Source organism: Mycobacterium sp. MAC_080597_8934, from assembly GCF_000523975.1.
In the GTDB taxonomy this organism is placed as follows: Bacteria; Actinomycetota; Actinomycetes; order Mycobacteriales; family Mycobacteriaceae; genus Mycobacterium; species Mycobacterium avium.
The window spans coordinates 181,043-197,823 of record NZ_JAOS01000022.1 but is presented as its reverse complement, the minus strand read 5'-3'; the positions used below and the strand labels follow the sequence as shown (position 1 = coordinate 197,823).

Genomic DNA, 16,781 nt, shown 5'->3' with positions numbered 1-16,781 from the left:
GCGGTTCAGTTCCTCGGCGATGGTGGTCGCCAGCACGTCGTCACCGCTGACGATGATGTGGCGGCGCGGACTCATCCGGGGTGAGTCGTCACGCATAACCCCACCTCTTGATGACATTGGCGCTCACGGTGTTGCTACGACTATCGGGCACCATGCCGATTGACGCCAGTGCGACGCGGTAAGGCGGTGCTAGAGGACCTGGACGTCGGTCGGGGACCAGAACGCGCGCATCGCCGTGATCTTGGCGTCCTCGTCGAACGACATCGTCGAGATGGGCGAGATGCGGGTGCGGGTGTCGCCGGCGTCGAGCGTGAGGTGCCACAGGAAGGCGGCTTCGCTGCCGGAGACCCGCAATTCGGCGAGTTCGGTGTCCTTCTTGGCGTCCTGGAATCCCGCATAGAAGGCCCGGATCGCGTCATGCCCGCGGCGAATGTCGGCTCCGATCGGATCCTCGATGGTGGCGTCGGCCGCGTACAGGGTCACGATGTCGTCGGCGGTACCGGTGGCGACGAGCGCCAGGTAGCGATTCACGGTGTCGGTGATGGCTTCTGCGGACGGCATGAATCGGGACGCTACTCCTGGCCGTGTCGGGTGTGGTGTTCGTCGCGATACTGGGCGGCGTGACTTTCATCGAACGCCTCGCCAGCCGGGAGATCTACCGCAACCCGTGGATGGTGTTGCGCGAGGACGACATCCGCCGCCCGGACGGCAGCGCGGGCATCTACAGCGTGGTCGACAAGCCTTCGTACGCGCTGGTGATGCCCTACGACGGGCGGCGTTTCGGGTTGGTGGAGCAGTTTCGCTACCCGATCGGGGAGCGGCGCTGGGAGTTCCCCCAGGGCACCGCTCCGGAGTTGGCCGACGCCGATCCCGTCGAGCTGGCCCGGCGTGAGCTGCGCGAGGAAACCGGATTGCGCGCAACGACGTTCGAGCCGCTGGGCCGGCTCGACGTGGCCCCGGGGATGAGCAGTCAGCGCGGCTGGGTGTTCCTGGCCACCGGGATCGTCGAGGGTGAAGCCGACCGCGAGCACGAGGAGCAGGACATGCGCAGCGCCTGGTTCTCCCGCGACGACGTCGAGCAGATGATCCGGACGGACGTCATCGCCGACGCGCAGTCGATCGCCGCGTACGGCCTGTTCCTGTTGCGCCCGGAATCAACCGGCGCGCCCGTGACGGATCAGGGGCAGTAGTTGGATTCCGCGGCGCTGACGATGGCCGTGGCGTCGGCGTAGTTGAAGGAACTGTTCAGGCCGGAATGCACATCGGCGGCCAGCTCGTCCGGGGTATTGCCCGCGGCGCGGTCCGAGCAGATCGCGTGGCCCAGCTGAATCAGCGTGGTGTCGCCGCCCGGCTGCCAGGCGACGCCGATCTTCTTCAGTTGGGCGAGGTACCCGTCGTCGTCGGCGACGGCGATCCCGCTACCTACGGTCAACGCCGCAGCAACGACGGCCGGAATGCATAACATGCGTAGCCCGCAAACAGACATGATGCGTGGCTCTTCTTTCGGTGGGGTGCAACCGGCTCAGTATGCGGGCTATGACGCCGGGTTGCGCGCGGAACGGCGCAAACCGCGCAAACGCATTCATGCCCGTCGAGCGGCGCCGTCAGCAAGGCGGGCGTTCGGTGGTGGCAATCCCGTTGCCGCGCAACGGCTCGGACGTTCAGTCCGGCGGCGTCGGGGTCATCGACGCGATGTAATAGGTCTCGTGCCCGCTCGGGTAACCGCCGCCGTCGGTGGCGATGTGGACATGGTCGTAGTGGTCGGCGGTTTCGGAGCCCAGGTCCGCCATCCAGTTGCCCCCGCCGACGCCCGGATAGATCTTCTGCCGCCAGATCACGTGATTGATTCCCCAGCGTTTGGCGTTCGCCAGGGCGTAGCCGGCAATCTGGTTGCCGAGCTCGATGCCTTCGGGGGTGTGGTAGTTCGGGATCATCACGTCGATCGCCAGCCCGTTGGGGTGCCACGGCAACGGGTCTTCCCGATACCCGTAGATGGTCGTGATCTGGGGGAACAGCACGCTGATGGCGCGGGCCGCCCAGATGGTCTTGACCTGCAGCCGGTCCTCGGAGCCCACGCTGTGCGGCAGTGCGAGCTGGAATTGCTGCCCCGCGGACGGGGCGGGTGGTGCCAGGGCCGTCAGCGATTCCACCTCGGCGGGACTGGCGGTGCGCGGAGCGCCGGCCGGCGGTGGGTTCGCGGCGGCGCTGGAGGCGGTGGCGCTGGGGTGGGCGCCGCCGCCGGTGGCGCGGGGCAGCAGCGCGGCTTGGTGCCCTGGGCGTGGATCATGGCGGCGGAGATGACGAGGGAGGCCGCGACCGCCAGCCATCGGCCGGCGCCCTTGGTGACCACCCGTGACCGCGCTCGCTGAAATTCCCCACTGATGCTCATCGAAATTCCCCATCCGTGTGGCTCCGCCGAGAAGGGCGGGCCTCCTTCGATGCTGCTGGTGTCTGATGCCAGTTGCTTCGTTGAAGGAGGCCCGCTTTCTCATGCTCACATGGGAGGACGATGTGGAAGTACATGCTCTACGCAAACGTGGTTGGACGATCTCGGCGATCGCCCGCCATACCGGGTTCGACCGCAAGACGGTCCGCAGATACCTCACCGGTGAGGGCAAGCCTGGGGAACGGGCCCGGCCGGGCCCGGATCCGTTTGACCGGTTCGTCGACTACGTCACCGCGCGTCTGCTGGAGGACCCGCATCTGTGGGCCCGCACCCTGTTCGATGAACTCGAAGACCTCGGGTTCGGCCTGTCGTATCAGAGCCTGACCCGCAACATCCGCACCCGGAATCTGCGGCCGGTCTGCCAAGCCTGCCGCACTGCCACCGAACGTCCCAACGCGGTCATCACGCATCCGCCCGGGGATGAAACCCAATGGGACTGGCTGGAATTGCCGAATCCACCCGCGTCCTGGGGATGGGGCAAGACCGCCAATCTGTTGGTCGGTTCCCTGGCGCACTCGGGCAAGTGGCGCGCCGCCTTGTCTGCCTCGACCGACCAACCGCATCTGGTTGCGGCTCTGGACCGCGTCGTGCGCGGCCTGGGCGGGGTGAGCCGAGTGTGGCGGTTCGACCGGATGGCCACCGTCTGCGATCCCGGCAGTGGGCGGGTGACGGCGTCGTTTTCCGGAGTGGCCAAACACTACGGCGTGGCGGTGGCTATCTGCCCCGCCCGGCGCGGCAACCGCAAGGGCGTGGTGGAAAAGATCAACCACACCGCCGCCCAACGCTGGTGGCGCACCTTGGCCGACGAGGCCACCGTTGAACAAGCCCAGGCCAGCGTGGACCGCTTCGCCCGGGTGCGTGGTGACACCCGTATCCGGGCTACCGCCGATGGTCGCTCGTCGGTGGCCACCGTCGCCAAAACCGAACCACTGCAACCGGTGCCGACCGTGCCGTATCCGGTGATCGTCACCGAACAACGGACCGCATCGCGGCAAGCGTTGGTGTCCTACCGCGGCAACCGCTACTCGGTGCCCCGGAGCTGGCCGCCGCCGCGGTGGTGGTCAGCCATCCGATCGGCGGTGAGTTCTGCGATATCGCCACCACAGGCGGGATCGTGATCGCGCGGCACCGCATGGCCACCGACGGGCTCGGGGTGATGGTCCGCGACAGCGGGCATGTCATCGCCCTGGACGCCGCCGCGCTGGCCACCGCGGCCACCGGGCGACCGCACCGCCGCAAGGAACGCATCCCACCCGGGCCGGTAGCCAAAGCCGCGGCCGCACAACTCATTCAACTCCAAGACGGTGGTTCCGTTGCTGCCGAACCCTGCACGCCGCCAACCGATTCCACTGTCATCGACCTCTCCGCTTATGAGCGGGCCGCCCAGAAAAGGACCCTGCAATGACCCCCACAGCACGCAGCCCCAAAACCACCCAGGCTGTCGTTGAGTCACCGTCGGCGGCGGCCAGCCGTTATCAGCAGCTGCGCTCGCATCTGGCCGAACTCAAACTGCACGCCGCCGCCGAAGCCCTCCCAGCAGTCCTCGACCAGGCCAGCGCCGACGGCCTCTCGCTCACGGTGGCCTTGGAACGACTGCTCGCTGTTGAGGTCGACGCCACCGCGGCCCGCAAACTGGCGGGGCGATTGCGGTTCGCCTGCCTACCGACCCCGGCCACCCTGGCCGACTTCGATATCGATGCCGCCGCCGGGATCGACCGGGCGTTGATCGATGAGCTGGGCACCTGCCGCTACCTGCAATCGGCGACCAACATTTTGTTGATCGGCCCGCCGGGCACCGGCAAAACACACCTGTCGGTCGGGTTGGCGCGGGCGGCCGCCCATGCCGGCTACCGCACCTACTTCACCACCGCCGCGGATCTGGCCGCTCGCTGCCACCGCGCCGCCATCGAAGGACGTTGGGCCACCACCATGCGGTTCTTTAACGGACCCACACTCTTGGTGATCGATGAACTGGGCTACTTACCGCTGCCGGCCGAAGCGGCCTCGGCGTTGTTTCAGGTTGTCTCCCAACGATATTTGAAGACCTCCATCGTGATCACCACCAACCGCGGCGTCGGCGCCTGGGGTGAAATCCTCGGCGACACTACCGTCGCGGCAGCCATGCTCGACCGCCTCCTGCACCGCTCGGTGGTCATCAACCTCGACGGCGAGTCCTACCGACTACGCGACCACCACGCCGCCGCCGAAACCCTGCGCCGCGCCACCACGGCAACCCGCCAACCGATACACTGACCCCCGCTCACAGGTGAGGAATTTCAGCGAGCACACCTGGGGACTTTCGACGAGCGCGATCAGCCGAGGGGATCAGCGGCGACATGCTGGAAATCGGCACCTACCAAGGCAAGTCGGCCATCCTGATGGGCTACGGTCTCCGCGACGACGAAGAACTGGTGATCTGCGATTTGTTCGAAGCGGTGGTGGACCACACCCACGGGTCGCCGAGCTCACGCGACCAATACTCGGGCTTGGACCAACAGCAGTTCCTGGCCAACTGGGACCGCTTCCACACTCGCCGGCCGGTCATCGAGGTCTGCGAATCATCGCAGCTCGACCTGGGAGAGCGCGCCGTGCGCCTGGCCCACATCGACGGCTGCCACGCCTACCCGTGCGTCGCCCATGACATCGAGCTGGCGGTGAGACACACGGCTAGCCGGGGCGTGGTCGTGCTGGACGATTACCGGGGCGTCGAAACCCCCGGCGTCGCCGCGGCCGTCTGGCAGGCTGTCGGCAACGGTGTCTTGTTCCCGTTCGCGGCGACGTACATGAAGCTCTACGCCTGCGCGTCGCCCGCCGACCAGCATTACTGGTTGGAACAGGTCCGTGGTCGCGGTGACATCTGCGCCTTCCCCGACTTCGAGTTCCCCTCCTATCGGAGCGTCTCCGAGGCGCAGCTTCGCCCCCTCGATCGCTGAGCGGTCAGCCGCAAGAACCTTGGCGCGCTGCGTCTTCCAAGACATCGGCCGCTGCCGACGCGCTTTCGGCGGGTGTTCTCATCCGCGCGGCCACCGCACGGGTACGGGCGACGTAACCGGGATCGAGGACCGACCGCAGATCCGCCACCAGCGAATCCGGGGTCGTCTCCGAGAAATGCCGTCCGATGCCGACTTCCAGCTGGTTGATCACCGCGGCCCACAGCGGTTGGTCGACCGAGACGGCGAGCACCAGGCTGGGCACTCCCGCCCGGATCCCCGCGAACGTGGTGCCGGGACCGCCGTGGTGGACGACCGCGCGGCACGCGGGAAACACGGTCGAGTGGTTCACCGCGCTCACCGCCTTGACGTGGTCGCCGGTCGGGATCTGGGTGAGATCGCTGACGCCGCTGCAAATCAGCGCCCGCTGGCCCAGCTCGGCGCACGCCGCGCTGATCATTGCGATCACATCACCCGGCGATGCGACCCGCGCGCTGCTGCCGAAGCCGAAGTAGATCGGCGGCGTCCCCGCAGCGATCCAGGACAGCACCTCGTCGTCGGCCTCGGTCGGCAACGCCAGCGTCAGCGCACCGACGAAAGGGCGTCGGACCTCGCATTGGGCCCATTCGGCCGCCAGCCCGGGAAAGAGGAATTCGTCGTAGGCCTGCAGCTCCATCGGCCGTCGCGCCGCCGGTGCGGTCGGCGCCGACAGGCCCAGCGCCCGGCGCTGGGCGGATTCGGCTTCCTGGGTCAACTGCGCGGCCCCACCGCTGGGGTAATAGTGCAGTGTGGCCGCCGGAATGTCGTAGTACTCAGCGACATTGGCGGCCAGGCCGTGCTCGCTCGTGTCAGTCAACAGCAAGTCGGCCCCGTCGGCCAGCGACGTCAGCGCGGTGCCCAACGAGGGCCAGAGCCGCTTGAGATCCTCCGAAATCACCCACGCCAGAAACATCGGGTTCGGCGCAGTGCCGTATTTGCGGACGATGTCCTCGTTCTGCTTGACCTGGTCCGGGCCGTGGGGAACCGCGGAAAGCCCCGCCGACTCGACGAAGCGAATGTAGTTGGGCGGCACCGCCATCCGTACCTCGTGACCCCGACGCTGCAGCTCCCGGCCGATCGTGGCGAACGGCTCGACATCCCCGCGGGTTCCCATGGTCGCGAGCGCAAATCTCATTGCCGGGGCGTCACGCGTTCTCGTCGATCCAGGTGGTGGTGAAGCGCAGCATCTCGGGAATGCCCTTGGCCAGATCGGCGCCGATGGTCTTCTCGAGTTTGCGGCCCACCAAAGGGATTTTGACCTCGACGCGCACGGCGGAACGCAATCGCGAGCCCCCGTCTTCGGCCGGCTCCAGCCAGCTTTCCGCGCGACCCGACCCCAATCCGCCCGACGCCGAGACGTCGACCTGGCCGCGCACCTGGCCGTCACCGTCCCGTCGCCACGTCTCGGTCTGCACGATCTTGACGTCACCGCGAACGAATTTGGCCACCGCGCCCGGCAACAACTGACGACCGAGGTGCTGGGTGACGCGGACCGTCACCGTGCCGTCGCCGTCGACCACCAGCGAGTCCAACGTGGTGGTGGCGGCGGCGGGAGCGATCCGTGCCAGCCAATAGTCCTCGCGACCGAACGCCGCGTGGATCTGCTCGACGCTGGCGGGCGACTCGGTCGAGACGTCAATGGAGCGCGACATATCGAACCCAGGCTACCGAGGCTGCTTCAGGGCCGCTCGAAATGCTGGTAGTCGACGGGCGCCGTCCACTGTCCACCCCAGCGCCACCCGCTGTCGGCGAAGGCGCGCACGGCCGGGTCGCCGTCGTGCAGCAGGCCCGGGTCGGTGCGGTCGCGGTCCAGAAAGTCCCCCGCGTTCTGCGGTTGGAAGGCGCCGGTGCGGTACAGGCACGGGTTGAGACGCGGGTTGAGGTCGATCGCCCGGCCGTAAGCATGCTCCGACCAGCGGTCGCTGCCGGGAATACCCCGGCAGTTGAACGCCGAGGTGTTGTCGTCCTCCATGGACAGCTCGTCGTCGGCGTCGCGGTAGTGATCGACCGTGCGGATCTTCTCGATGGGAAAGCCCAGCCGGTACAGCCGAGCGAAGATCGTGACCACCTGCGGCGCCAGGTCTTGGTTCACGATCAGCTCGCCCCGGTGGGTTTGGCCGTCGAAACCGATGTGGTCGACGTCGACCCGTCGCAGTTGCCCGGGTTCCACCGGGCAGCCCGGGTGCCAGCTCGCGCCCAGTTCGGCGGCGGTCACCGGCCGGACCGTCTGGTCCGCGGCGGCCGACGAAGCGGTGCACTGCGCCAGCATGACCGCGCCCGCCAGCACCGCCGCCCAGCGTCCGCCGGGCAGCAGCGACGGTGCACCCGCGCGCTTGTTTCCGCCCTGTGCTGCCGCGCCCACCGCGACCTACGCTTGCCTCATGCCCGGTCACCCATCGGTGCGAAATGTCCTGGTCCTGGCAACCATCTTGCTCACCCTGGTGGCGGCTTCCTCGACCGGCCGTGTGGTGCATACCTCGCCGAGCGAGGCCCCGCCGGCGTCGATGACGCCACATGCGTCGCTGGTTCCCGAATCGACTTCTCCCGCAGAAGATTTCACAACCATCTCCAAGCTGGTGAACGACGCGATCGCCGCGCGGGGGCTGCCGGGCGCCGTGGTGATGGTCGGCCACGGTGGCAAGGTGGTCTTCCACCAGGCGTACGGTTCGCGCAAGCTCGCCGGCGAACCCGGGCTGGACGGGGCGCCCGCACCCGCGGAGCCGATGACCGAGGACACGATCTTCGACCTGGCGTCGCTGACCAAGTGCCTGGCCACCGCGGTGGCGGTGATGCAGCTTTACGAACAGGGCAAGGTCGCGTTCGACGATCCCGTGCAGAAGTATCTGCCCGACTTCAACACCACGAACGATCCCCAGCGCACGAAGGTGACGATTCGCATGCTGCTGACGAACACGTCGGGAGAGGGCATCGACGTCAGCCTGCGGGATCCGTGGGGGCTGGCCGGACCCGACAAGGCAGAGGGCATCCATCGCGCGCTCACCACGCCGCTGCAGTCGGCACCCGCCGGGGAGTTCCGCTACTCCGACATCAATTACCTGCTGCTCGGCGCGCTGCTCGAGAAGATCACCGGCGAGGACGAGGACGACTACGTGCAGCACCACGTGTTCGGGCCGCTCGGCATGCACGACACCCGGTATCTTCCGCCGGCCAAGGCGTGCGGCCCGCATATCATCCGGGGAGCCGCGATCGCCTGGGCGCCGAACGGCGAGCCGACGACGGAGTGCCCCGAATGGACTTGGCGCACAACACTTTTGCCGCGCATCGCGCCGACTGCACGTGACGAGGAAAGCAGGGACGACCCGAGCAAGAACCCGGATTACTATGCCCTGCTGCGGGGTACGGTGCACGACCCGACGGCCCGCCGGATGGGCGGCGTGGCCGGCAACGCCGGCGTGTTCTCCACGGCGCACGACGTCGGCGTCTATGCGCAGGCCCTGCTGGATCGGCTGGCCGGGCGCCCGAGTGACTTTCCACTGCAGCAGGGCACTGTCGAGCTGATGACGACACCGCAGCAACCGGACCATGACCCCCGACAACTGGAAGCGGCCAACCGTGCCGCCCGGTCAGGCACGCCGAACTATCCGGCGATCAAGGGGCAGAACCTGTTCGGGTTCGGCTGGGACATCGACACCGGCTACTCAAGGCCGCGGGGACGCGTCTTTCCCATCGGCAGCTTCGGCAACACCGGATTCACCGGAACCACGCTGTGGATGGACCCGGGCTCGGACACCTACGTGATCCTGCTGTCCAACTCGATCCACCTGCGGGGCAGCCCGCCGATCTCGAATCTGCGCGGTGACGTGGCCACCGCCGCCGCCCGGGCCCTACACCTTTACGGCGCCGCCCGCCGTAGCGCTGAAGACCCAAAAGCTATGCGTTCGGCTCGATTTCAAGCAGCCGCAACGGATGGAGGCCGTCGACCGCGCCGACGAACGGCGGGTGGATGCTGTAGCCCAGCATGCGGCGAATGTCGTCGGAGACCGTCCGCGCGATGTCGCGCGGCACCGACAGGGTGAAGGCCTCCATCGGCCGCAGCCACGGCTGGCAGTACTGGGCGGTGACGGCGAGGCGATCGCGGTCGGTGGTGTTGGCGCCGCCGCCGTGCCACAACGTGCCGACGAACAAGACGCACGAACCCGCGGGCATCACGACGGGTATCGCCTCGTCGTCGGGGGCCGGCCGGCGCTTGCCCCAGCGCTGGCTGCCCGGGTAGAGCACGGTGGCGCCGTTGTCGGCGGTGAAGTCGTCGATCGCCCAGATGGTGGCCGCCGCCAGCGGGGCCCGCGGCCGCGGAACCGGGTAGAAGCCGTCGTCGTGGTGCGCCAGCTGCGCGGCCTCGCCGGGCTGAATGTTGATGGCCTGCAACGCCGAAAGCAGATAGTTGGGCATCAGCAACCGGTCGAGCACCGCGAGCACCCGGGGATGGTCGACCAGCCGATCACACACTCGGGTGCGGCTCAGCACGCTGTAGATGCGCTGGGTGCGCCGGCCCTCGAACGAGTTGCGCCCGGTGTGCCCGAGCCAGGGCCGCACGGTCTCGCGAATCTGCGCGCACTGCTCGGTGCTGAGCAGGTTCTCCCAGATGACGTAGCCGTCGCGGTCGAGTGCGGCCATGTCGGCCTCGACGATCGCGCTGTCCACCGAACTCCCGCCGGTCGGCGTCCGCTTGTACCGTTGCGCCAGATCGCCCCTGAGGTCCTCCAGCGTGGTCACGGATTCGTCGTCGATGCTCATGTTGCTCGTCCTTAGTCCGCCGGCGCTGCTGTCCACAGTAGGCCGGGTTCGGCCCGACCCCCACCCGAATCGCCGCGGGTCAGCCCCGCCGGCCGGTGATGAGCCGCTGCACGCTGCGCGTCAGCGACCGGGGAACGTGGTCGGGGTCCATCAGCTCGTTTTCGGCCAGCGGGCCGGCCTCGTTGGCCACGGTGCGCTCGGTGAACGGCCGCAACGTCTTGCCGTCGCCGCGAAGTTCCTCGACCGCGGCCAGCAGCGACCCGCGATCGGCGATCGCCTCTTGCAGGGTGGCGACCGGTACACCGAGATGCTCGGCCACCAATTCGTCTCGCACCGAGGTGATTTCGCGCCGCACGTCGTCGTGCTGCGAGCCGCGCGCCTCGATGGCCACGTCGCATTCGCTGTCGAACCCCATCGACCGGTTGTTGAAATTCGACGAGCCGATGCGCAACAGCCGATCGTCGACCGCCAGCACCTTCGAGTGGATGTAGATCGGCGCACCGCCGTCGGTCACCGGCCAGTAGACACCGAGGCGATGGTGCTCGTCGGCGTCCCACAGCAGTCGGATCAGGCGGTGGCGCGCGGTGTCCATGGTTCCGCGTTCCAGCGGGTTGTTGCCTTTGCGCGCGAGCACGATGACGATCTGCGGGCCGTGTTCCTCGCGCAGCCGCTGCGCCAGTGCCTGGGCAATGGTTCGCGACGCCAGGTATTGGTTTTCCACATAGATGGTGTCGCGGGCTGCCGCGATGGCGGCCAGGTTGAGCGCCTCGACCTGGCGCACCTCGGGCCGATCGTCGAGATCCGGCAGCGTGAGCGCGATTCCGACGTCGACGTTGCGCAGGGTCGGCCGCAGCTTGCTGGGCCACGCGCTGTGTTTGGCGGTGACCGGTGACAGCGATTGCTTGGTGGCGGTCTGCCACCGGGTGCGGGCTTGCTCGCCGAGGGCCCGTGCCGCCGCGCCGTCGACCGCCACCCCGACGTCGTGCCGCGGCCCGTAGCCGCGCCCGGCTGTGCGGCGGCGCCGGCTGGTGTGCTCGTGCGCGCGGGTGTCCCACCGGTCGAGGGTCAGATCGATACCGCCGCAGAACGCCACCGCATCGTCGACGACGACGATCTTCTGATGATGCACCGAGCCGACCGGGTGGGCGCCGTCGATGGCGAAGTGCATTCGCCTGCTGCTGATCTGGTTCAGCAGCGACACCGGGGTGAGCCCGAACCACAGGCCGTCAAGCGCCGGAAGCAGGCGCAGGTTGGACTTCAGCAGGTGGATCTGCAGGGCCGGGCGTTTGCGCACCATCCAAAAAAGGAAGGCGCCCAACTGGTTTGGGCCGGGCAGTGTCTTGTCGCCGCGTTCGAAGGTCACGCGGGAGTCGAAGTCCCAGCCGACCAGCATGATTCGATGGCGGGCGCGCAGCATCGCCGCCTTGACGTGCCGGAAGTAGTCAGCCGCGTCGATGATGGCGGCGAACCGATCGGCGCGCGCCGTGCGCCAGCACGTCTGGCCGGGGGTCAGCAGCGCGGGCATACGACTGTGTACCACACCCCAGCCGGGGGCCGGGATGCGTCGGCGGCCCGTCTGTACGAGGATGAAGCGATGCGAATGCTTGCGCTGCTCGCCGGCTTCGCCGCGCTGGCCGGGATGGCCGCGCCGGCGCACGCCGATCCGGCCGGCACCACGGGATCCGACGCCAGCTTCCTGGCCGCGCTCAACCAGGCCGGCATCACCTACCAGAACCCGGCGACCGCCATTGAAGTGGGCAAACGGGCTTGCGAGCTGATGGACCAGGGCAGCCCTCAGGTCGAGGTCATCAAGAACGTGTCGTCGAGCAATCCGGGGTTCACGGTGGACGGCGCCGCTCAGTTCACCATGATCGCGGCCAGTGCCTACTGTCCCCAGCATCTGGGGCAGCGGGTCGGGCCGGGCTAGCTACCGGCGCTACACCGATTGGAAGCTGCGCTCGACCTCGGCGCGGCTGCGCACCTGGTCGGTGCCCAGCACGTAGCTCGGCACCGTGTGCGGGACGGTGGTGCCACCCCTGACCCGGGCCTGAGCCTGCCGGAACTCCGGGGCCGGGCCCGACGCGGCATGGATGCCGTTGATGATCGCCCACACCGCACTGCGACGGGCGGTGCGCTCGATGATGTTGCAGTCGCGGTGCTGCAACATCTGCTTGGCCCATTTCGGCATGGTGTCGCGGATGGCCCAGTCGACGGCGGCCTGCGGCATGGCCACGTTGGGCCCCGTGCCCATCGCTTTGCCATGCGTGACAGCCAGTTTCGGCAAGTAGGATTCCAGGCACTCGAGTGTCTCGGCCTTGGTGGCGGGCAGATCGGTGCCTCCCAGCGCGTGCCCGACGCGGACGAACTCGCCGTAATAGCGGTCGAGTGCCTTGCCGCGCAACGGCATTGGGTGATACAGCTCGTGCGCGGTGGCGATGCCCCAGACGACCGTCGCGTAGTTCCAGCGCAGCCATTCGGGATCGTCGGCGTCGTAGCGGGCCCCGTCCGGGCGAGTGCCCTTGATGGTGTGGTGCATCGCCCGCACGGATTTCGCCAGCCGTTCGGCGGTTTCGGTCGACCCGTAGGCGGTGCCGATGAAGAACGCCACCGAGTGGCCCAGCCGGGTCGCCGCACCCTCGGGATCGATGACCGGCACGTGGGACACCGGGTTGCCGTTGCTGTCCCGCTTGATCAGTCGCGAGTGATGCATGCCCATCCAGTAGATCGACGGGTCGAGGGTTTCCATGAAGGCCGCACACTGCAGGCCGAAGATCAAGGCCGGCAGGTGCGAATGCACCCGCCACACGGCGCTGTCCGGACCGAACCAGCCCGGATCGCCGACGGGCGCCGCGAACTCCATGCCGCGGAAGAAATACCGCCGCATGTTGTCGTCCAACTGCTTGTTGATCAGCTGCCCGATGATCTGGTGTGGCAGGAACACAGCGCACTCCTCAAACTTTGGTCACGGCCGTGACCAGAATATGTTTCTGGTTACAGGTGTGACAAGACCGGGGCGATGTCGACTTAGGCTGTAGGGATGTCCAGCCCCAGCCGGTGGGCCGGTGTACCGCTCAAGGACCGCCGCGCCGAGCGACGTGCGCTGCTGGTCGAGGCCGCGTATCGGCTGTTCGGCAGCGGGGGAGAGGCGGCCGTCTCGGTGCGCTCGGTGTGCCGGGAGTGCGGGTTGAACACCCGGTACTTCTACGAGAGCTTCCGCGATACCGACGACCTGCTCGGCGCGGTCTACGACCGGGTCAGCGAGCAACTCGAAGAAGTGATCGCGGCCGCCATCGAGCAGGCCGGCGATTCGCTGCGCGCCCGGACCCGGGCCGGCATCGCAGCGGTGCTGGGCTTCTCCTCGGCCGATCCGCGCCGCGGCCGGGTGCTGTTCACCGATGCCCGCACCAACCCGGTGCTGGCAGCCCGGCGCCGCGCCACCCAGGACATGTTGCGCCAGGGGGTGCTGAGCGAGGGCTGGCGTCTGAATCCGCGCTCCGATCCGGTGGCCGCGGAGGTGGCCGCGGCCATGTACACCGGCGCCATGGCCGAGCTTGCCCAGCAGTGGCTGGCCGGTCATTTGGGCGGTGATCTCGACGCCGTCGTCGATCACGCTTCGAAGCTGGTGCTGCGGTAGCGGGGAGTGCGGTCATGGCGCGGATCGACAATGCGATGGACCCGGTGCGGCGCGTGCTGCGACACCAGATCAGCGTCGGCGCGCTGATCGAGTTGGCGGTGTGGCTGGCGATCCCCTACCTGTGTATCGGCTTCGCGTGGACCGTTTTTCACGCCGATCAGACCCACCGAATCCAGGCGCGGATCGAGGCGGTGTGGCCCGCCGGCGCCGATGTCGCGGCCTTCGGGGTGGCCACGGCGTTGTGGCCGGCGTCGCTGCAAATCGCCGACGCGTGCCCTACGCCGTAGCCGACTTTCGCTCCGAACACGTGCGCGACGGCACCGTTTGCTCCTAGGCTGACACACCATGTCCATCGACCGATTCGGCCTCCTTGCGGGCACCATCCGGCTGGCCTCCGGCGTCTCCTTCCTCGTCGATCCGCTGCGCGCCAACAAGTTGTGGGGCGATCCCGAGGAGCCGACGCCCACCGCGCGACTGTTGTTGCGGTCCATGGGTTATCGCGACGCGTTGATCGGTGCGCTGCTCGCCGGGTCGGCGCTGCGCGGCAAGAACACCCGCGGCTGGTTCCTGGCCTCCGCCGGCGCGGACGTGTCCGACCTGGTCGGCGGGCTGAGCGTGCACGACCAGCTGCAGGCGTCGCAGAAGATCATCGGCCTGGGCGGGGCCGCCGTCGGGATCGCGACCGGGTTGTGGGGCGCGGTACGCCCGGCCAAGCGCCGGCCAGCCCGGGTCGTGGCCGAAGAAACCGGCTAACGTAACCTCAAGTGCCGCAGAAGGTTTGGTACTTCCCGAAGTCCTCGGGGGCGGGGCTGGCGTAGCGCTCGAAGCCCGGGCGTTCGGTGTAGGGCGCCGTCACCGCGGCGAGCAGCTGGTCGAGCGGGTCGAGGTCGCCGTCGGTCGCCGCGGCGAGCGCCTCCTCGACCAGATGGTTGCGCGGAATGTAGATCGGGTTGACGCGATCCATCGCGTCGGCGTCGGGACCCAGCGCCCGCCAGCGCGCCAACCACGCGTCGAAGCCGGGCAGGTCCATGAACATTTCGCGGGCCGGTTCGGCGGCCGACCTGTCGTCGCCGCGCGTCGCCCGGCCGAGCTGGCGGAAGAAGGACGTGTAGTCGACGTGGTTGGCCTTGAGCAGGGCCAGCAGTTCGTCGATCAACGCCGCCGCGAATTCCGCGTCGACCTGCGCGGGCAGGCCGAGTTTGGCCCGCATCCCGGCGGCCCACACCGCGTCATAACGGGTCTGGAAGACGCCGAACGACCGCTCGGCGAGTGCGATCGCCTCGTCGGTGTTCTCCGAGAACAGCGGCAGCAGGGTCTCGGCGAAGCGGGCGAGGTTCCATCCGGCGATGACCGGCTGGTTGCCGTAGGCGTAGCGGCCCCAGAAATCGATGGAGCTGAACACCGTGTCGGGGTCGTAGGCCTCCATGAACGCGCACGGCCCGTAGTCGATCGTTTCCCCGGAGATGGTCATGTTGTCGGTGTTCATCACGCCGTGCACGAACCCGATCAGCATCCACTGGGCGATCAGCGACGCCTGGGCCGCGACGACGGCCTCGAACAGGGCCAGGTAGGGCTGCTCGGCGTCCGCGGCGCCGGGATGGTGGCGGGCGATCGCGTGGTCGGCCAGCCGGCGCAGCAGGTCCCTGTTGCCGGTCGCGGCGGCGTATTGGAAGCTGCCCACCCGCAGGTGACTGCCGGCCACCCGGGCCAGAACCGCGCCCGGCAGCGTGGCCTCCCGGTACACCGGGCGCCCGGTGCCGACCACGGCCAGCGATCGGGTGGTCGGCACGCCCAGCGCGTGCATCGCCTCGCTGACGACGTATTCGCGCAGCATCGGGCCCACCGCGGCCAGCCCGTCGCCACCCCGGGCGAACGGCGTCGCACCGGATCCCTTGAGGTGGATGTCACGCAGCCGACCCTCGTCGTCGACCAGCTCACCGAGCAGCAGGGCGCGCCCGTCGCCGAGCCGGGGGACGAAGCCGCCGAACTGATGCCCGGCGTAGGCCTGGGCGACCGGGGCGGCGCCGGTGGGCACCAGGTTTCCGGTCAGGAACCGCAGCCCGTCGGCACCGCGCAACCAGCCGGTGTCGAGGCCAAGCTGGGTGGCCAGGGGTTCGTTGAGCACCAGCAGCCGCAGCTCGGGGAAGGTCTCGGCCTGCCAGCGGACCGCCAGTTCCGGTAATTCGCGGAAAAACCGGTCCTGCAGGGCGACGGTGGTCTCCGGTGCGACGCTCATCTCACCGAGGGTACGGAAACTCGGGCCGGCCCCGGCTAACCGATGGCCCGGCCGATCAGGTCGCGGGCGCGATCGAGCATCGAGGCGAACGGGCCGACCGCGAAATTCAGCGTCGCCGATTCCACACCGGGATGCGGGTGGGTCGGGGCGATGGCCTCGGCGGCGCGCACCGCGGTGCCCATCCGCTTGAGGTCGTCGCTGTCGAGGCGCTGCAGGGCCGGGAATTCCTCGTTTTCCTCCCGGGTGGCGTGCTCGAGCACGGCTTCTCGCAACTTCGTCACCTCGTCGAGGAACTGGTCCGTGGTGCTGTCCAGCTTTTCGATCGCCGACAGCAGTTCCTTGGCGCTGTGCTCTTCGTGCAAGCGGGCGTCGACGACCGCGTCGCCGGCATCGGCCTCCTTGCGTGCCCGCGGATGCACGAGCATTTCCTCGGCGGTTTCGTGCACCGCCAGCAATTGGCGCAGCGTCGCGAACGGCTCTTCGCGCGCTTTGGGATCGGTCGCGTGCAGCACCTGGTCGAACATGTCCTCGATGAGGTTGTGCTGTGCTTTCAGGAACGCGACGACTTCGTCGGGCGATTTGACAATCATGTCGGCCATCGCCGATACCTCCTGTGTCCGGCAGAGTGGGATACGCACGTTCGGGCTGCATGCGGCTGGCCCAGGCATACCCGCCGGCCGAATCGCTAAACGGTGGCGCGTATCGCGTTGGCGCACAGCCGGTTTCATCCTTGGCGGCGGT

General features: G+C 68.3%; 16 protein-coding genes and 4 pseudogenes. 9 read left to right on the top strand and 11 right to left on the bottom strand.

All coding sequences use genetic code 11. The annotated features are described in order from the left end of the window. Nucleotides 1-189: 189 nt before the first annotated feature. Nucleotides 190-561: a nuclear transport factor 2 family protein gene (locus tag NF20_RS12680; RefSeq protein WP_009975685.1), complete on the bottom strand. Its 372-nt coding sequence runs from the start codon at nt 559-561 to the stop codon at nt 190-192. Nucleotides 562-584: 23 nt separating this feature from the next. On the opposite strand from NF20_RS12680, the gene NF20_RS12675 reads away from it, so the two are divergent. Next, nucleotides 585-1,190, top strand: coding sequence for an NUDIX domain-containing protein (locus tag NF20_RS12675; protein WP_033710721.1), 606 nt, complete (start codon nt 585-587; stop codon nt 1,188-1,190). Here the strand turns inward: NF20_RS12675 and NF20_RS12670 are convergent. Then, complete coding sequence (locus tag NF20_RS12670; protein ID WP_033710722.1) at nt 1,178-1,465, bottom strand: DUF732 domain-containing protein; 288 nt, start codon at nt 1,463-1,465, stop codon at nt 1,178-1,180. The genes NF20_RS12675 and NF20_RS12670 overlap by 13 nt on opposite strands. Nucleotides 1,466-1,661: 196 nt before the next feature. Beyond that, nucleotides 1,662-2,389, bottom strand: a pseudogene (locus tag NF20_RS12665) (glycoside hydrolase). 101 nt (nt 2,390-2,490) lie between these two features. Here NF20_RS12665 and NF20_RS12660 point away from each other — a divergent pair. The 3 genes and pseudogenes from NF20_RS12660 to NF20_RS12650 form a co-directional block, all read left to right on the top strand. Beyond that, a pseudogene (locus NF20_RS12660) lies at nt 2,491-3,851 on the top strand (IS21/IS408/IS1162 family transposase). After that, complete coding sequence (istB, locus tag NF20_RS12655; RefSeq protein WP_033717233.1) at nt 3,848-4,699, top strand: IS21-like element helper ATPase IstB; 852 nt, start codon at nt 3,848-3,850, stop codon at nt 4,697-4,699. Before NF20_RS12660 ends, istB begins: the two are co-directional and overlap by 4 nt. 56 nt (nt 4,700-4,755) lie before the next feature. Beyond that, a pseudogene (locus NF20_RS12650) lies at nt 4,756-5,379 on the top strand (class I SAM-dependent methyltransferase); the annotation flags it as partial. 4 nt (nt 5,380-5,383) lie between these two features. On the opposite strand, the gene NF20_RS12645 reads toward NF20_RS12650, so the two are convergent. The 3 genes from NF20_RS12645 to NF20_RS12635 are packed head-to-tail and all read right to left on the bottom strand — an operon-like array spanning nt 5,384 to nt 7,777. Beyond that, the gene (locus NF20_RS12645) at nt 5,384-6,550 is read right to left on the bottom strand and encodes a glycosyltransferase (protein WP_033710382.1); all 1,167 of its coding nucleotides are present in this window, start codon (nt 6,548-6,550) and stop codon (nt 5,384-5,386) included. Between the two features lie 10 nt (nt 6,551-6,560). Then, entirely contained in the window at nt 6,561-7,067 is a 507-nt protein-coding gene (locus NF20_RS12640; protein WP_011725800.1) for a DUF2505 domain-containing protein, read from the bottom strand. Between the two features lie 26 nt (nt 7,068-7,093). Then, the gene (locus NF20_RS12635) at nt 7,094-7,777 is read right to left on the bottom strand and encodes a M15 family metallopeptidase (protein WP_033710384.1); all 684 of its coding nucleotides are present in this window, start codon (nt 7,775-7,777) and stop codon (nt 7,094-7,096) included. 19 nt (nt 7,778-7,796) lie between these two features. Here NF20_RS12635 and NF20_RS26315 point away from each other — a divergent pair. Beyond that, nucleotides 7,797-9,278, top strand: a pseudogene (locus tag NF20_RS26315) (serine hydrolase domain-containing protein); the annotation flags it as partial. A 28-nt stretch (nt 9,279-9,306) separates the two neighbouring features. On the opposite strand, the gene NF20_RS12625 reads toward NF20_RS26315, so the two are convergent. Both NF20_RS12625 and NF20_RS12620 read right to left on the bottom strand, forming a co-directional pair. Continuing rightward, nucleotides 9,307-10,170 (bottom strand): phytanoyl-CoA dioxygenase family protein, encoded by an 864-nt coding sequence (locus NF20_RS12625; RefSeq protein WP_033717300.1) that lies wholly within the window; start codon nt 10,168-10,170, stop codon nt 9,307-9,309. 79 nt (nt 10,171-10,249) lie between these two features. Next, nucleotides 10,250-11,695 carry a phospholipase D-like domain-containing protein gene (locus NF20_RS12620; RefSeq protein WP_033710388.1) on the bottom strand — a complete coding sequence of 482 codons (1,446 nt, stop codon included), beginning with the start codon at nt 11,693-11,695 and terminating at the stop codon, nt 10,250-10,252. 69 nt (nt 11,696-11,764) lie between these two features. Here NF20_RS12620 and NF20_RS12615 point away from each other — a divergent pair, with 69 nt between their 5' ends. Further along, nucleotides 11,765-12,097: a DUF732 domain-containing protein gene (locus NF20_RS12615; RefSeq protein WP_003874865.1), complete on the top strand. Its 333-nt coding sequence runs from the start codon at nt 11,765-11,767 to the stop codon at nt 12,095-12,097. Nucleotides 12,098-12,106: 9 nt separating this feature from the next. On the opposite strand, the gene NF20_RS12610 is transcribed toward NF20_RS12615, so the two are convergent. Beyond that, on the bottom strand, nt 12,107-13,111 hold the full coding sequence (locus NF20_RS12610) for an oxygenase MpaB family protein (protein ID WP_019684413.1): 1,005 nt from the start codon (nt 13,109-13,111) through the stop codon (nt 12,107-12,109). A 96-nt stretch (nt 13,112-13,207) separates the two neighbouring features. Between NF20_RS12610 and NF20_RS12605 the strand changes: the two genes are divergently transcribed. The 3 genes from NF20_RS12605 to NF20_RS12595 are packed head-to-tail and all read left to right on the top strand — an operon-like array spanning nt 13,208 to nt 14,557. Further along, on the top strand, nt 13,208-13,804 hold the full coding sequence (locus NF20_RS12605) for a TetR/AcrR family transcriptional regulator (RefSeq protein ID WP_033710389.1): 597 nt from the start codon (nt 13,208-13,210) through the stop codon (nt 13,802-13,804). A 14-nt stretch (nt 13,805-13,818) separates the two neighbouring features. Continuing rightward, on the top strand, nt 13,819-14,091 hold the full coding sequence (locus tag NF20_RS12600) for a hypothetical protein (RefSeq protein ID WP_003874869.1): 273 nt from the start codon (nt 13,819-13,821) through the stop codon (nt 14,089-14,091). A gap of 58 nt (nt 14,092-14,149) precedes the next feature. Next, entirely contained in the window at nt 14,150-14,557 is a 408-nt protein-coding gene (locus tag NF20_RS12595) for a DUF4267 domain-containing protein (RefSeq protein WP_011725794.1), read from the top strand. 7 nt (nt 14,558-14,564) lie between these two features. Here the strand turns inward: NF20_RS12595 and NF20_RS12590 are convergent, their stop codons facing one another. Then, nucleotides 14,565-16,040: a protein adenylyltransferase SelO gene (locus NF20_RS12590; RefSeq protein ID WP_033710390.1), complete on the bottom strand. Its 1,476-nt coding sequence runs from the start codon at nt 16,038-16,040 to the stop codon at nt 14,565-14,567. 35 nt (nt 16,041-16,075) lie between these two features. After that, a complete protein-coding gene (locus tag NF20_RS12585; protein WP_009978394.1) occupies nt 16,076-16,639 on the bottom strand; it encodes a hemerythrin domain-containing protein in 564 nt (187 codons plus the stop codon). Nucleotides 16,640-16,781: the final 142 nt, after the last annotated feature.

Bases quoted from the DNA above. Each gene is read 5' to 3' on its own strand.
- NF20_RS12640 (WP_011725800.1), bottom strand. From the start codon at position 7,067: ATGTCGCGCTCCATTGACGTCTCGACCGAGTCGCCCGCCAGCGTCGAG.
- NF20_RS12680 (WP_009975685.1), bottom strand. From the start codon at position 561: ATGCCGTCCGCAGAAGCCATCACCGACACCGTGAATCGCTACCTGGCG.
- istB (WP_033717233.1), top strand. From the start codon at position 3,848: ATGACCCCCACAGCACGCAGCCCCAAAACCACCCAGGCTGTCGTTGAG.
- NF20_RS12585 (WP_009978394.1), bottom strand. From the start codon at position 16,639: ATGGCCGACATGATTGTCAAATCGCCCGACGAAGTCGTCGCGTTCCTG.
- NF20_RS12620 (WP_033710388.1), bottom strand. From the start codon at position 11,695: ATGCCCGCGCTGCTGACCCCCGGCCAGACGTGCTGGCGCACGGCGCGC.
- NF20_RS12625 (WP_033717300.1), bottom strand. From the start codon at position 10,170: ATGAGCATCGACGACGAATCCGTGACCACGCTGGAGGACCTCAGGGGC.
- NF20_RS12615 (WP_003874865.1), top strand. From the start codon at position 11,765: ATGCGAATGCTTGCGCTGCTCGCCGGCTTCGCCGCGCTGGCCGGGATG.
- NF20_RS12670 (WP_033710722.1), bottom strand. From the start codon at position 1,465: ATGTTATGCATTCCGGCCGTCGTTGCTGCGGCGTTGACCGTAGGTAGC.
- NF20_RS12600 (WP_003874869.1), top strand. From the start codon at position 13,819: ATGGCGCGGATCGACAATGCGATGGACCCGGTGCGGCGCGTGCTGCGA.
- NF20_RS12590 (WP_033710390.1), bottom strand. From the start codon at position 16,040: ATGAGCGTCGCACCGGAGACCACCGTCGCCCTGCAGGACCGGTTTTTC.
- NF20_RS12645 (WP_033710382.1), bottom strand. From the start codon at position 6,550: ATGAGATTTGCGCTCGCGACCATGGGAACCCGCGGGGATGTCGAGCCG.
- NF20_RS12605 (WP_033710389.1), top strand. From the start codon at position 13,208: ATGTCCAGCCCCAGCCGGTGGGCCGGTGTACCGCTCAAGGACCGCCGC.
- NF20_RS12595 (WP_011725794.1), top strand. From the start codon at position 14,150: ATGTCCATCGACCGATTCGGCCTCCTTGCGGGCACCATCCGGCTGGCC.